Origin of the sequence: Paraglaciecola marina (genome assembly GCF_004360155.1) — a bacterium.
Lineage (GTDB): Bacteria > Pseudomonadota > Gammaproteobacteria > Enterobacterales > Alteromonadaceae > Paraglaciecola > Paraglaciecola marina.
Map to the genome: position 1 here is coordinate 195,565 of NZ_ML178720.1, position 14,994 is coordinate 210,558.

A 14,994-nucleotide genomic window follows, 5' to 3' on the forward strand; every position below is an offset into this window, starting at 1 on the left:
ACCTCACCCTTTGTTATCAGTCTCAACTTGTCAGAATTTTTATGCTAGATCCGACAAGAGAGTGATACTTGAATATTTATTCTATCCTAGAGCCCTGACTTGCCGTTATTCGATGAGTTTCCCAACTCGTAAACGCCATTAAGATATCGAGCAAGCCTTGAAACATACGACAGGTTACTAGAGATAATGATTAAAATTAAAGGTGAAGATAAGAGATTAGTGGCAATAACAGCCCTTTACATCTGCCACTATCATGTTGGCCGCAAAGCCTTTGATATAATTATCCAATACAGTTTGAGCTAGCCCATCAGTATTAGAACAACCAAGCCCTGCTCCATAAGGCCCAAAATACACCACATCACTATTGCTATCGGTAATGACCACAGAAGGTGTGGATGTCACTAATTGAGAGTTTTTGGGCTGCATATTTAGCACCGACATATTCTGCTTGTTGGCTGTTGTTGCTAAACCATTAATGTGGATTTGAGTGACCTTATTACAACTGCAGTCAGGTTCAGTAAAATTAATAATAGAGTTGGCTGGGAGTGCTAAACCTGCAAAAAATTCTTGGCTTAGTTGCTTCCTAAATGTATCTACATTCGCCTCGAGTAATTGACCATTAACATCAAAATCAATTAATCGTTCATATGTAAAATAACGAAAGGCCAAAATGGTAAAGGCAACCCAAGCTATCAATATACTAAACTGGACCCCTTTTTTTGACCAAATACCTATCATTTAAAGCTAGAGACACTCTCAGCTAATTTATTGGCAGTATCGTTTATCCCATTGGTTTCAATATCAAGAGTCTTAACATTATCATTATCAACTTGTGCCGTGGCTCTTAAGGTTTCAGTGCTTTTTGCTATGCTATCTGTAGTCACTGATTGCTCTTCTATCGCAGCTGCTACTGTCATGGATATATCATTAGCCCTTTCTACAATACCTAGCGCATCTGTAATTTGTTGCTTAGCTTTATCTGCTGACTCACTAACCGAATGCACTATATGCATACTAGCTTCCATTGATTCAGTAGACGACTTTGAATAATTCTGTAATAACAAAATAGTTTCATTAATCTTATCAGTACTTTGCTTAGTACGATTAGCCAAAGCTCTAACTTCATCAGCAACAACCGCAAAACCGCGACCTTGCTCACCCGCTCGGGCAGCTTCAATGGCTGCGTTTAGCGCTAACAAATTAGTTTGATCTGCTATACCAGTAATTTCAGTTAACACGGTTGAAATAGTCTCAGTAGAATTTGCTAATTCTCCAACCTCATTGCTAGTGTTCTGTAAAGCATTAGCAAGCGACTTATTCTGAGAATTAATCTCAGCCACATCTCTATCAGTAGCTTGAGTAAACTCAGTGGCTTGATTCATTTGGGTGGTTAGCTCAGAGGTTTCTTTAGCAATAGAGGCAACTGTCATTGATAATTCTTCAGTTGAAGACGCTATAGTATCGGTTTCGATATGTCGTTGACCAGACGACTCTTCTAACTCGTTTTTCGCAGCGCCTAAATTTTTGGCATTATTATTTAAATCGTTAACTTGAGCCTTAATTCCCTCGGTTAAATGACTCAACGAATCTAATAGCTCATTAAACGCTGTAAGCGTTGGATTATTGTCAGCATTCGTTCTTGGTTTAAGATCAATCAAGCCTTTCTCACAAGCTAAGGCTTGCACAACTCTTGCTAACTCATTACCAGTCTTGCTCTCTGCAAGCATCAGTCGAGCTAAATAGCTACCGACAGCTGCTTCTGCAACTGCATAGGCTGCGTGTATTAACACTGTAGTAAAGGCTAACCTGTCTGCGTCAAAGATATAAACACCCACACCACCTACTTGAAGGAAATAAAACGATAAATGATGCACCGCAATCACCACAATAGCAGTCAAAAACACTTTCCAATCTTTAAATACAATCAGCAGTGCGATCAAAATAAATATTTCAAAATGTACTTCAATCAAACCATTGGCTTGATGAATATGCAGAGCTGCAAAAACCATTACCGCAGCAGCAGTGATATGTTTTGATATCAAAGAGTCAGGTGCTGTACGGTAGAAAAACAACGGAACTAACAAAGCAGGTAAACCTATAACCAAACCAGATATTAAAGTGCCAAAAACCAAACCAAACACAACACTTAAGCCTAAAAGTGCAATCAGAACATATAAAAATAGCCTATTTACCTTAGTCATCTTAAATTTTTCCTACGTTAGATCATTGCTCTAATCACAATATATCGACATTTCATTGGTTTTGTTAAGTAATATTTATACTTTTAATCTCTATTTAACATATATATAAATCACACTTAGTCTTCAGTTTGTAAAGCTATTATAAAGGTTTCTAGCGTACGGCCTAATAAGAACACTCAAGTGCCCTTTAAGTTACTACCTCGATTTACATATGATTATTGTCTCGACTCACCACAAAAATGCTCATCTTTAGTTAAACCGAACACTTCAATAAAAGACATAAAAAGCTGCGATAGATAAAGTTAGCTCTAATTACGTTGCGCTTTAAAAGCCTCATGCCACAACTCTAATTCACCTGTTTTCATTGGTTTGCTAAAGTAAAACCCTTGCAGGCATTCAACCCCCATCTCTGACAAAGTATCCGCTTGCTGTTTAGTTTCTACCCCTTCAGCTACCACGCTGTAGCCTAACTCATTAGCCATATATTGAGTGGCTTGAATAATTGCTTTACCACCTTCATCAATTGATTTAATAAAACTTTGATCGATCTTAACGACATCAGCGGATAGAGATTGCAATAAGGCTAAAGAAGAAAAACCAGTTCCAAAATCATCTACAGAGACTTTAATACCTATCCTTTGTAGAGCTTTCATTTGTTCGAGTACATAACTGATATCTTGAGCAAAAATAGATTCTGTAATTTCAATATGTAAGTTCTCTGCTGGTAACTGGGAGCCTGCCAAAGCGCTCTTTACTATTGAAACTAAATCACCATGCATTAATTGCGCAACCGACACATTAATCGATAAATCAACCGTTTCATCAAACGTCCATTTTGAGGCTAGTTTACATGACTCATGAAGCACCCACGCCCCAATAGAGTGAATCAGACCATGTTGTTCAGCCACCGGAATAAACTCCATAGGCGAAACAAGCTCACCGTTTAACTTCCATCGTAGCAATGCCTCACAAAACCCGACTTGACCAGACTTACTATCAATAACAGGTTGAAATACAACAAATAACTCATCATTTTTAATAGCCTGACTCAACCCCTCTTTTAGCTTTATTTCTCTTTGTAAGGTCTCCCCCATCTGCTCAGTAAAAACACAAACATCAGATTTAGCCAGCTGCTTTTGCACATACATAGCGGTATCGGCAAGGGTAATCAATTTAGCCTCGTCAGTACCATGCTCTGGATACATAGCAATGCCTATAGTGGCTCCAACATGCAATTCATGATGTTCTATCGTTATAGGCAGCGATAAATTAAAAATTAAATTATTTGCAAACTCCAAAGCCCTCTCAACATCACAATCTTGTAGTGCGATCAAAAACTCATCACCGCCCCAACGACATAAGCATTGCTTCATATCCGCCTGAGCACTTAAACGTGTTGATGTTTCAATTAACACTTTGTCACCGATAGCGTGACCATGGGAATCATTTATTGCTTTAAAACCATCTAAATCAATAAATAACACAGCTAGACTCGAGTCATGCAACTCACAGGAATCTAGTAACAATTTTAGGTTTTCGGAAAAAGCATTACGATTAAAAAGCTTAGTCAGAGGGTCAATATTCGATAACTCGAAAATTTGCTCCGTTCTTTTTTGAACTTTACTCTCAAGGCTAGCATTGACCTCCAAAATCTCTTTATTCTTTAATTCCATTTGTTGAAGTAAGTCGGAATTTTGATGTTTAGTTAAAATCGACTCTATCGTGAATTGGTTAGAATATTTAGCGGAAGAAAACATCACAACAACAAAAATTAGCCCTAATATCCCGAAAATATTTTGATATTCTTCATTCGCAAATAAACACAGAACAGATAATGGTGTGAGTAAAATAAACGCGTAACTGAGAGCTAGCCCCTTATGCGCGGCCAAAACCGTGGAAGCACCACCAGCCATAGCCGATAAAATCACTATGGTACAAGCCAACTCAATTATGTCCATAGACTCAAAGAAAACAATCGAGTAAGCACTAAATGCAAAGGCCGTTAGATATCGAGCAATAGTAAAGCGCAACATAGGTTTAGAGGCATCATACTCTTTACCCTTGAGGTATTTCCTCCAATGATACATATCCCAATAGCGATACAGAAATAACACACACACCAATGCCAACCAATAAACCTTCAACGAAACTTCAGGGTTATTGTCAAAACCAAATACGAGGGCAATACAAATACAAAAGGTAACAAGTAGACTACCCGCATTATTACCATGAAGTAAATTTAGGGCATCTCTTTGCAAATGTTTGGGTAGAACAGAAGAATGGGTAGTAATAACGAATCCTTTCTTTTACTGTTTAGCGACGCAAATAAGTTAAATATATAGATTAAATATTCTACAACCCTAGTTGTTGGATATAAAGCTTGTTGAAGGTAACACGTTATATTTTTAAATACTAAACGGCCAATGATTTTGTGACGACTAAAGAATCAAATAAAGCATTTTAATAAACTTTAGGTATTTCAGAGTCATGACTTAAAAACGAAATGAGCTTCATCAAAACTGCCAAGAGTATAATGGCAGCAAGTCAATAACTCTGGCTCGATGTCTGCTAAATCTGGAATAGCCACGGTTTGACAACCTGCCGCTAGTGAAGCTTTTATGCCGACACTCGAATCTTCAAACACCAACACACGCCCTGGCAATACCGACAACTTTTGACAAGCTAATAAGTAACAATCGGGAGCGGGTTTGGGGTTAACCACATCATCAAGAGTCACTAATACATCTAAGGCAGGCAACAATTCAGTGTGTTGAAAGCTATCCATCGCCGCAGCATATGATGACGATGTCACCACGCCGACAGGAACGTTTGTAGCTTTTAAGGTCTCAAACAAATCTGTAAACCCTTTTTTAATGGGCACGCCTTGCTGTTTACTAACACTCATGCAATGGCGGTACTCAGCTATAAAGCTATCCATTGGAAACGCTTCACCAAACAGACGCTGCGCTCTTTTAAAGCACTCTGGCGTCGGCACGCCAATAAATGTTTTATAAATATCAAGGCTAAAAGCCACACCAAATGTTTTGGCTGTATCCATCCAAGCATTATAGGCCATGCGCTCACTATCGAATATAGTGCCATCTTTATCAAATAATATGGCGTCGTACTTGGGGTCTAACATATAGGCTCGTTTAGAAAAAAAATAGAAGAATGTCTCAGCCGTACCTTAAGATGGATGTCCAGTTAAAATAATCTCTGAGTAGTTTGTTATATTTCTTCTTCACCACTTTTGGTGGTAAATAAATAGTAAATTCATTAATAGGTTCAATAAGTATACTATGAGCGACTTGTTGTTCTTCTAGAGTTACTAACCCTAATCGTGATAATAAACCAAAGTTAGCCGATTTGAGGTTTGCAGAAGAAACTTCTAGTTGCTTATGCCACACGCGATAAGTACCTAACTGACCATCGCGGCGATGATAAAAACCTGCTAGCGGATGAGTTAAATATACAAGCCCAGTTTCAGTATCAGGAAAACCAGGTAGCTCAATTATAGAATCTTTAGTTTGGGTTAACTCAACACTCACAGGAGCCCAAGCGGCATCAGTAGTCATCTTATACTTAAGATATATTTGTTGTGATTCATCAAAGTCACAATCGAATTTAACGTCACCACTATACCAAGGTAAATTCCAGAGAAGCCTTGGTACTGCCAATGTCCATGAATCCAAGGTTGTACCGAGGAACCAAACACAACGTTCATTTTTTTCTTGATCGATAATATAAATTCGATAGTTGGTTTGGCCCATAGTGAATTTTGGAAATGGATAAACAGCAGAAGTAAAATCTACATCGATAAAAGGTACCACTGAAACCAGAGCTTTTTCTTGCCCATCTATTTCTACGGTATCCAATTTAAATCGATTAGGGAAAAGCCCAACGAATCTTGTGGGGTCAACTGCGTAAGTTATTATGGCAAAGTGCTGCAACTTACATAAAACATCAATCCCTTTAGGGGATGGTCTAGGATGTAGGAAATTGTTTAACTCTAGTGATTCCAACACAAAACCTTACTTGAAATATAACACTTACAACAACGAGAAGAACCGAGTACTTTTTTCACAAAGAAAAAGCGAATTTTATTTACCGCGCCGTTAGGATGCGACCTACAATCCTGAATAGAACACATCGACTTCATGATACTTATACCTCAGTTCATCGTCTGTATGAATAAAGATTCCAACTGAGCAGTCATATAAAACATAATTCATACAATTATCCCCATCATTGGCGACTATGGCTTGGTACCTATTCGAAAATTTATCATATTCAAACAATAAGCTGAGTTCCGATAAAGCATGCTCAACTTGCTGTTGTGAGTCGCCTACTTTTAAAGCCTTAGTTAATGACTCATCAATATGTGAAGCTGTAATACCACCAATATTTTTCTGACAATATGTAAGCAGAAAAACGATTGGTACAAATATAATCAATAGTTTACTCATAGCTAGCTTACTTCCTACAATGGGCTCAGGAGCAAAAACCAACTGTAATATGCCATATTAATTAGCTTGCACCCCTACCAAATACTGAAGCTAATTCTGGGTAAAGAACAACACCTAAAATTATTAACCCCAAACCGAGGTAGAAAACTACAACAGAAAATAAGCCATGCTGCCAAGTCCCATCAGTTGAAGCCTGCCACAAAAACTTGCGTAAACCACGAAAAATCAAGTTATCTACATTTAAAATACTGTCAGGGTAGTTCATACCCCTTAGGTTACTACCCAAACTTTTATTCTCTTTTCTAACCTGATTGTATCGAAGGGCACTTTTAATACCAAAACGTACTAACAGACAACCTACTATAAAAAACATCCAAAACATTTAGGTATACTCATTCGCTCAAAAGGATTTGCTGGTTAGAGACACGCCCTCAACTTGCAGGAAGCCGGAGCCAAGCCGGAGGCATGGCGCGATACGGCGCAGCCGGTCTATTTTGGAAAGCCGTTCCCAAACAACAACGGCCTGAAGACCCACACTACCTAAAATCAATTGAAAAACAATGGGTTGAACTCTATAGAGATATGCGCCAAGAGCTAGTATTTATCGGTCAAGGCCTAGACAAAAACGATATCACCCAGCGCCTAAACCACTGCCTACTAAGTGAAGAAGAAGTATTACTTGGCGGCAAAGAATGTAAGAAATTACCCGACCAATTTCCAGTATGGGAACTTCATTAGAAAGGGGCATAAATATACATTTGCTGCGCACAATGAGTATTCGACAAGCCAAAGATTTGATTGTGAATTTGTATACTCGATAATATCAAAGTCAATGACTAAGTTCATAAATGGGTAAGGGCATTTTTATAATTAAAAAGAAAATATTCTGCCCCCTCATTACCTATCCTTTCTAATTTTATGGCGTGATATTTACATTTTTTTATGACTGTGTAGTATGGCTTTACTACTTACTTTTAAGATAAGTTCATCACTATTCTCTCTAAACGCATTTTTAACTCAATGAAATCCTTAACACTTTTCGCAAGCATTTGTTTATGCCTTTGTATTTCTAGTTGCGCGACAAAGGTAACTACAATTAAAAACGATGGTACAGTTCAACTCAAACAAGAAGAAGGGTATTTATTAATTGCTATAAAAAGTAATATTAATTTAAATGAAATTTTAATTAATGGAGAAAAATACATTAAGTTGACTGCGGAGGATTTACGCCTTGGTAGCAGCTATATTTTAGTGAATTTACCAGCTGGTGATTACACAATTGATGAAATAAAACTAAATCGTTACATACATATCGACGATTTTGAGGATGATATATGGGATTTCAGTGTTCAAAAAAACACCATAAGCTACGTAGGCCATTTAGATTTTCAAACTAGGCTTTTCAGTAACTATTCACAAATCAAATTGATAAATAAATCTTCAATAGCGTTAGAGTATCTTGAAGAGGAATTTCCCGAAATGTTAACCAATTATTCTGTTCAATATCAGGGGCCAGGACAAGACAGGTTTTTTGATGTGATTGGTGTCAGTGGTAATCTCGAAGGAAATTAACAATGAAGTCTTTATTAATTTTATTATTTTTCATATTAATACCTTTCAAAGCAATGTCAGTCTCTCCAATCCCTGCGAAACACCTTTTTACTGGGTCTGACCATTATTCAATGAAGTTAAGTCCAAATGGTAAATTTATTGCGACTTATGATTATGGCGAAGAATTTAATACTTTGGAACTTGTTGATCCAATAAAGAAAGAACAATACCCATTACTTGAACTTGAGCACGACATTAACCTCAAAATAAATCGTTATGTGTGGATCAATAACTCAATCATTTACGTTGAACTAGGCGATAGAAATGGTTTTGTGCATATCGACTTCTCAGGAAAACACCCCAAAGGGAGCTGGAAAAAAATAAAAAGCAAAGGCTATTTAGTCGCAGCATTGCCAAATGAAGAAATGATTTTGTATGCCTACATAGAACATTCGAGAACAAATTTTCATAGAATATATAAATCAACCATCGAAGATGTTGAAACAAATAAAATAAGTAAACAGCAACGTTTTAGTAAAGAGCTCAACAAAGGGCTTTTTTATCATTATGACCCACAAAGTGATGCCATATTGTCGGCTACCCTCAAAGATGAGAAATTGCAGTTTTGGTATTTGAAAAACAACGCTACCAATTGGAAAAAATATCTAGAACTAAACCGAGAAATAAAATTTACGCCTATCGGTTTTTTAAGTGAAAACAAGCTTGCAGTTTTGACCAACAAAGACCTCAATTTAGTTTCTCTATTAGAGTTTGATATTGAAACTCAAACCATGGGGAAGATTCTATATCAACATCCAATGTATGACTTAACCAACGCGACCCTAAACCCAATTGGTCAAGGTGTGAAGAGTGTTCAATTCATCGATCACGGTATACCAACAAATCATTATTTCAATCAAAGTGATATCTCTCTAGATAAGTCCCTAAAGCATACTTTTGAAGATCAACAAGTCACAACTATTGACGCCAGTTTTGATAATAATTTTAAAATCATCGCTACTTTTTCATCAGACAACCCTGGTGATTATTACTATTTTGATCAGCAACAAAAAGAAGCGATGTACTTAAAGTCTCGCTTCAAAAACATGGAAGAATATAGCTTAACTAAGTCTAAAACATTTGAAGTAGCAGTAGATGATGGTACTTCCTTGGAAGCTATATTAACTATTCCTGAAGACAATAGTAACGGTGTTCTTCTTGTGTATCCACATGGTGGCCCAGTGGGCATAAGAGATTTAGCGACTTTTAATCCTGAAATTCAGTATCTAGCAAGTCGTGGATATTCAATACTTAATGTCAACTTTCGTGGCTCTTCAGGTTTTGGAAAAGAGTTTTTAGAGCATGGCAAAGAACAATTTGGCCAATTAATTGAAAAAGACATCACCGCTGTGGTTAATCAAGTAAAGCAGCATCACAAATTTGATAAAATGTGCTCAATAGGGGCCAGCTATGGGGGATATTCAGCGGTAATGTTAGCAATGTTTCACCCCCAAGATTATCAATGTGTTGTTTCATTATTTGGCATTTACGATTTACCCCATTTATTTAATGCTACAAATTATAAAACGCTTAATGAAAACAGAAAAAAAATTGCTGAAATAGTAGGAGAATTCGACTCTTCATTAGAAAAGATATCACCATTCTATTTCGTTGAAAAACTGCAATCACCCATTTTACTAATGGCGGGCATGCTGGATGAAGTAGCCGATTTCGAACAAGCAAATCGAATGAAATATCGCCTTAAACAGTTAAATAAAGACGTTGAATATTTGTTTTACCAAAACTCTGGTCACGGTCATAGCCGTTGGTTTGGAGACCAACATCAATTTGCGTTTATAGATGATTATATTCGTCGTAAATTAGATTTATCCTACCCTAGTGGAGAGCAAGCAAAAATAGCAAGGCAAGATGATTTAATGGCCATAGCGGATGGATACAACAGTAAAACCTTTGCTAAAGACGATCAAGAAAAAGCCCTAAAATATTATCAAAAAGCAGCCGAGCTAGGTAATGGACGAGCTTTATTCAATGTTGGCAGTTACTACCATAGAGGCAAAATAGTAGATAAAGATATCAGTCAAGCAATCGAATTCTATAAAAGATCTTTGGCGGCCGGTTACGCAAATGCCGGTATTAGATTAGGTAATTTATATCGCGATGACAAAAATATTACCAAAGACTATTTGTACTCATTTCAAAGCTACCAAAAAAGTAAAGAGCTTGAGAGTAAAGTTGCCAACTTGTACATTGGGCAAGCCCATTGTTTAGGAGAAGGCGTCGAAAAAGATATGGATATCTGTCTCAATAACTTATTTTTTATAGACACAGTAGGAAATAAAAAATTATGGCTTACCAAGTCTATTGGTAAAGAACGAGACAAAGTGGTTAAAACGGTTTTGTGGGATAACAAATTTACTAAACAAGAGTTAAATCAATTCAACAAATATGTAATGAAAGAACATGAACTCGATGTTCAAAAAGTTGAGTTTGACGATGCCGAATACGGTGTTTATAAGGAAGAGTATTATCGAGAGGTATACTCTCAAACCGTTCATAAGAAAACCACCACTATAGTTCCGCTAGAAAAAAACACTTTATTTGGAGCTGTTATTGAACTTGATGCTGCTGAAGATCATGATGCTAAAAATCCAAAAACAATGATTAAATTCCGCTGGATAGCACCAGATGAACTTAAACAACATACAGAAGAGCATGTAAGCATAGTTAACCTTAAAAACGATATCACTCTGCGATTTCGATTAAATCAGGAGTATGAATTAATCGAAGGAAGTTGGACCTTAGAAGTAGAAGGTATAGATGGTACGCCTCTATTTACTAAAACCTTTGAAGTTGTCGATTTACCTGAAGAAGAATAGGTATTATTCAATACCGTGTGTACAAAGCACTAATTTTTTGACTTCCCTATAACACCAATCCCCCCAAGCAATCTAGACTAATAGAGACTAAAAACTAGAGCGTTGCCATTGATGCTGGAATGATACTGATCTATACCCTGTAAAGGGTAAGAGAAAAATTTCACAGGCATTTAGATACCAACAATAACCAACTCTTAACCAAAGCTTAGTAAATTAACAATCCAATAGTGAATTTTGATATTTTCAGAATGCAATTTGTATGTTCATTAAATAAATGGGAATTAAAAATGACAAATATTGTAGAAAAGCGCCATGGAATAGTTACCGCCCTAATATTTTTATTCGTGTTAATAGTCTATTTCATCGCAAATAATACAGAAGGGCAGTCAGTATTATTGCTTGTTATTCCTATGGGAATGCTAGGAGCCACTGTCAGAGATTATGCTTCTTTCCAGCAAAAAAATAATAAAGCATCACAAAGTATTTATGAACAATTGTATCTGATTCTTATTGGCGCAATTATGGCGGTTGTCGCAACAATAATGTTTTCTACGTCAGCGATTGAAGGCGCTATTTTTCCAGAGGTCATTGGCGGAGACAAGCCATTTGAAAACATTAAATCTTCCTTAAGGGGCGATGTTACACTCAAATCAAATTCAGATTTCTATAAGCTGATCCTTTGGTGTTTTATCGCTGGTTTATCAGATAACTTCGTGTATCAAAAACTATCAAAGTGGTTAACTAAATGAACCATGAAAGAGCTAGAGCATAGCCAATACTCTTTGCCTAGACTCTTCTAGCTGTTTAGCAATCATAGTTATTGTTGCTGGTGAAACGCCAATTGAAGTAGCCAGCTGCGCGAAGTCACCCACGGCATCAAGGGTTTCTTCAACAATGGGGAGCGCATTTTGCCACTTTGCAAAGCCTGCGGATTGAGCAAGCTTTTGAAGGGCTTTCAAAGGAGGATTTTTACCAAACCCTGCAAATGAAGTTGCCTGCTCTCCAAATGGGTGCGGGCTAAAAGTAACATCGTAAAAAGGGGCGGGTTGCCACTTGCCAACATCATCTTGTAAAAAGGCCCAGTTTTTACTGTGGTCATCTTGGTTTAAAAAAACCAAGTTAAACATAGCCCTTTTAAACTGTAATTGCCCAACAGCAGGTGATTTACATAGTACTCTTGAGGCTCTAATAAGATCATCATAATCTAAGCTTGGCGAACGAAAATCAGCATCAAGTAATCCGCAAGCACTATGCATATGCAACCTTCCAGACGTTCCATCAGGTAACCTTGTTACATCAAATCGTTTTAGGGCCAGCCATTTATTAGCACCTGAATGCTCCGGCGCATTCAGTAATGTCCAATCTGGTGGGTTAAGCTTTAATCGCTCTGCTAATATTAGATACGCCGCTTCACATAACCCCTCTTCATGGCCCAGTGATAAGTTGCTAGAAGTGAACTTTATAATCCATGCATCATCTCCTTTTTGATAAGCCGTGCGACACTCATTAAAGGTATCACCCGCTACATATATCTGTGCTTTTGGCCTAGCCCCACCAGAACTACCTGCAGTAACCAGTGCTGACAACACATGTTCAGTCTGCCCATCAAATATTTGTTGGGCATTGATACCTAACTCATGTAAGCCAACGTGCTTATCATCAATAGTTGCAAACTCTGATGTAGGTGAGAACGACAATGCCCCCAAAGCCCTATCACCCACAAAGGCAAGCCTATCCATGGCCGTTAAATTAGCGGGTAAGATCCCCTGTTGTCTAAAAATTCTGTCTTGAAGTAATAAACCCCATCCGTCAGGAAGCGCATCTGCAAACACACCATGAAGGCCAAGATGAGGGCTTTTTGGTGCGGCTTGAACACTGAGGTTTTCTTGCAAAGAAAAAGGAGAAAGATTGCCAAACCTAGCTAGGTAACTAGCGTCATATTGAAAAAATACTCCCTCGCTATTTTGAGCCAATACACCCACACCAACCTTGCTTCCATCAGACAATTGGCGACTTACATCAAGTTTTTGTATCACCTTAAATGCCATGTTTTAGCACCTCTTCAATAGATTTAGGTGCCTGTGACGACTCCCTTACCTCCAAAGTAAGCTGATAAAGACGCGTTAAGTCGTCTAACGACTGCCAAAGCAATAACAACTGGCGAAAAGATATCTGCCCAGTTAACTCAAACTTCTTAATGGTTGCGGCAGGAACAGTGCTACGCAGCGCAAGAGCATCGCGAGACAACTTAGCCTGCTCTCTCAACTTACGAAGGTGACTTGAATAGGCAAGCTGCACATCAGACTCAGTCAAAAGCTTATACATAGAAAACCAAAAATAGATACAATAATATCTAATTTAGCACAAATAACATAATATTGGATACTATAATATCCATAACTTAACTGTGCATGATTTAAAAAATAAACAAAGTTAGCGCACAATTAACCTAAGGGCATAATAAAAAGTGAGGTTGTAAAAAGCTTGAAAGGTAAAAATTAGGTGGCAATGGAGTACGACCCCTTTTATTCTTTTTTTAGAATAAATTGACCATTTTATTAACATGACGATTAAACGGCTTTGACAGGAAAACCTTAGTTTCGCTAACCCCGTACCCAATATTTACAAAATACTGCCGATACCACTGACCACTATGATAAGTAAAACGACCATTTATATGAAAGCTAGCTGTTTCACCTTTAGATAGGTTTATAAGATTACGGCGAAAACCTCCCCTATTTGGCGCACCATGCTCGTGGTAACTATAGCTAAAGAATACATGTAACCTATTATCGGACTCTGTAAACTCAAACGACCAGTATTTCTTTTGATTTGGAATAACCAAAGTTTCACTTTCAAGGTTAAAACCATTATCTTCGGTTGCCTTGACTTCATGAACAAAGATAGCTGCATCATTTTCAATATGAGGTAACTCTAGCACCCTTGGAACAGAGTTCCTTAGCTTTGAGTTTGGCATCCCTCTTGAAGCTTTGGTCCAATGTGTTTGTATGTTTTGTACGATAATCATAACTTAATGTGTAATGTTACTTTGTGAACACCCATGTTAATTAGTCTCCATAAAACCCTGCAATCGCATTTTAAAATCAAAGATTGAACCTTAAGATGGATGTCGAGTTAAAATGTTTTTGCGCATCCGAATATTTCTTTCTTGGATTACTCATCCTTGAAGCATTTCCATAATATATGAGACTACCTTGAAGTTATAACGACCCTAGCAAGGAATTTTATAAGCGTTTTTCAACGAGTAAAGCTCCCGGTAACTTAGCTTGTTATGTATTAATTTTCACCAACTCACTGAACCTACAAAATGACTTTGTAAATCTTTCACTTTCGACCACTTTATTGAAGTAGTAATCTAAGTAAATGATCAACGCTAACCTTTTGTCTTCGATAAATATATCACTCATAGGATGAGGTTGTTGAGAATTAAATATAGGATTTTCATATTCTGGGAATTGGTCGATAGTTAGATCAAAAATATGACCATCGACTTCTAACCAAAGATGGTAAACATGATCATAAGCTGACTCAGTGAGCCCACGAATTATTTCAAATTTATTATCAGGGAAGCGCAAAAATAAATAGTAGCCAAGAAACAATGAAGCTCCTTCACAGCAGTTTTCTGGAAAGCTGAAAAAATGAGGGATATCCAATTCGTCTCTATTATCTAAAAAGACATTTCTAACAATTTTTGCTATTTCGACTATCTCAATAATTTTCACCAGACTTTTGGGTTAATACATAAAACGCCTAAATAAGGGACTAAAAACTAGTTTGCTAAAATGTGTAGCGAGGCGAAACATAGCCAACTGTTTCTGTTCCGTTTAAAGTTCTTTTTAGGCCCCCCGAACTCGGAGT

General features: G+C 37.3%; 15 protein-coding genes. 4 read left to right on the top strand and 11 right to left on the bottom strand.

Annotated elements, in window-relative coordinates; genetic code table 11:
- Positions 1 to 216: 216 nt before the first annotated feature.
- The 7 genes from EOK74_RS00860 to EOK74_RS00890 form a co-directional block, all read right to left on the bottom strand.
- Complete coding sequence (locus EOK74_RS00860; RefSeq protein ID WP_133468012.1) at positions 217 to 696, bottom strand: DUF6436 domain-containing protein; 480 nt, start codon at positions 694 to 696, stop codon at positions 217 to 219.
- 38 nt (positions 697 to 734) lie between these two features.
- Positions 735 to 2,201 (bottom strand): methyl-accepting chemotaxis protein, encoded by a 1,467-nt coding sequence (locus EOK74_RS00865; RefSeq protein WP_133468013.1) that lies wholly within the window; start codon positions 2,199 to 2,201, stop codon positions 735 to 737.
- A gap of 308 nt (positions 2,202 to 2,509) precedes the next feature.
- Positions 2,510 to 4,459 (bottom strand): putative bifunctional diguanylate cyclase/phosphodiesterase, encoded by a 1,950-nt coding sequence (locus tag EOK74_RS00870; RefSeq protein WP_166638690.1) that lies wholly within the window; start codon positions 4,457 to 4,459, stop codon positions 2,510 to 2,512.
- A 227-nt stretch (positions 4,460 to 4,686) separates the two neighbouring features.
- Positions 4,687 to 5,343: an HAD family hydrolase gene (locus tag EOK74_RS00875; RefSeq protein ID WP_133468015.1), complete on the bottom strand. Its 657-nt coding sequence runs from the start codon at positions 5,341 to 5,343 to the stop codon at positions 4,687 to 4,689.
- Positions 5,344 to 5,377: 34 nt separating this feature from the next.
- Positions 5,378 to 6,226: a YqjF family protein gene (locus tag EOK74_RS00880; RefSeq protein ID WP_205964442.1), complete on the bottom strand. Its 849-nt coding sequence runs from the start codon at positions 6,224 to 6,226 to the stop codon at positions 5,378 to 5,380.
- 102 nt (positions 6,227 to 6,328) lie between these two features.
- Positions 6,329 to 6,667 (bottom strand): hypothetical protein, encoded by a 339-nt coding sequence (locus EOK74_RS00885; RefSeq protein ID WP_133468017.1) that lies wholly within the window; start codon positions 6,665 to 6,667, stop codon positions 6,329 to 6,331.
- A gap of 61 nt (positions 6,668 to 6,728) precedes the next feature.
- On the bottom strand, positions 6,729 to 7,049 hold the full coding sequence (locus EOK74_RS00890) for a hypothetical protein (protein ID WP_133468018.1): 321 nt from the start codon (positions 7,047 to 7,049) through the stop codon (positions 6,729 to 6,731).
- 26 nt (positions 7,050 to 7,075) lie between these two features.
- Between EOK74_RS00890 and EOK74_RS00895 the strand changes: the two genes are divergently transcribed.
- The 4 genes from EOK74_RS00895 (at position 7,076) to EOK74_RS00910 (ending at position 11,864) form a co-directional block, all read left to right on the top strand.
- Positions 7,076 to 7,405, top strand: coding sequence for a CobW C-terminal domain-containing protein (locus EOK74_RS00895; protein WP_420818916.1), 330 nt, complete (start codon positions 7,076 to 7,078; stop codon positions 7,403 to 7,405).
- Positions 7,406 to 7,687: 282 nt separating this feature from the next.
- Positions 7,688 to 8,239 (top strand): hypothetical protein, encoded by a 552-nt coding sequence (locus EOK74_RS00900; RefSeq protein ID WP_133468020.1) that lies wholly within the window; start codon positions 7,688 to 7,690, stop codon positions 8,237 to 8,239.
- Positions 8,240 to 8,241: 2 nt separating this feature from the next.
- Positions 8,242 to 11,115 (top strand): DUF3859 domain-containing protein, encoded by a 2,874-nt coding sequence (locus EOK74_RS00905; RefSeq protein WP_133468021.1) that lies wholly within the window; start codon positions 8,242 to 8,244, stop codon positions 11,113 to 11,115.
- Positions 11,116 to 11,402: 287 nt separating this feature from the next.
- Entirely contained in the window at positions 11,403 to 11,864 is a 462-nt protein-coding gene (locus EOK74_RS00910) for a hypothetical protein (protein WP_133468022.1), read from the top strand.
- Positions 11,865 to 11,876: 12 nt separating this feature from the next.
- Here EOK74_RS00910 and EOK74_RS00915 read toward each other — a convergent pair whose 3' ends face one another.
- The 4 genes from EOK74_RS00915 to EOK74_RS00930 form a co-directional block, all read right to left on the bottom strand.
- Positions 11,877 to 13,163, bottom strand: a complete 1,287-nt coding sequence (locus EOK74_RS00915) for a type II toxin-antitoxin system HipA family toxin (RefSeq protein ID WP_133468023.1) — start codon at positions 13,161 to 13,163, stop codon at positions 11,877 to 11,879.
- On the bottom strand, positions 13,153 to 13,440 hold the full coding sequence (locus EOK74_RS00920; protein WP_133468024.1) for a helix-turn-helix domain-containing protein: 288 nt from the start codon (positions 13,438 to 13,440) through the stop codon (positions 13,153 to 13,155). Before EOK74_RS00920 ends, EOK74_RS00915 begins: the two co-directional genes overlap by 11 nt.
- Before the next feature lie 211 nt (positions 13,441 to 13,651).
- Positions 13,652 to 14,092 (bottom strand): hypothetical protein, encoded by a 441-nt coding sequence (locus EOK74_RS00925; protein WP_133468025.1) that lies wholly within the window; start codon positions 14,090 to 14,092, stop codon positions 13,652 to 13,654.
- Between the two features lie 313 nt (positions 14,093 to 14,405).
- Positions 14,406 to 14,858 carry a hypothetical protein gene (locus EOK74_RS00930; protein WP_133468026.1) on the bottom strand — a complete coding sequence of 151 codons (453 nt, stop codon included), beginning with the start codon at positions 14,856 to 14,858 and terminating at the stop codon, positions 14,406 to 14,408.
- Between the last annotated feature and the right edge of the window lie 136 nt (positions 14,859 to 14,994).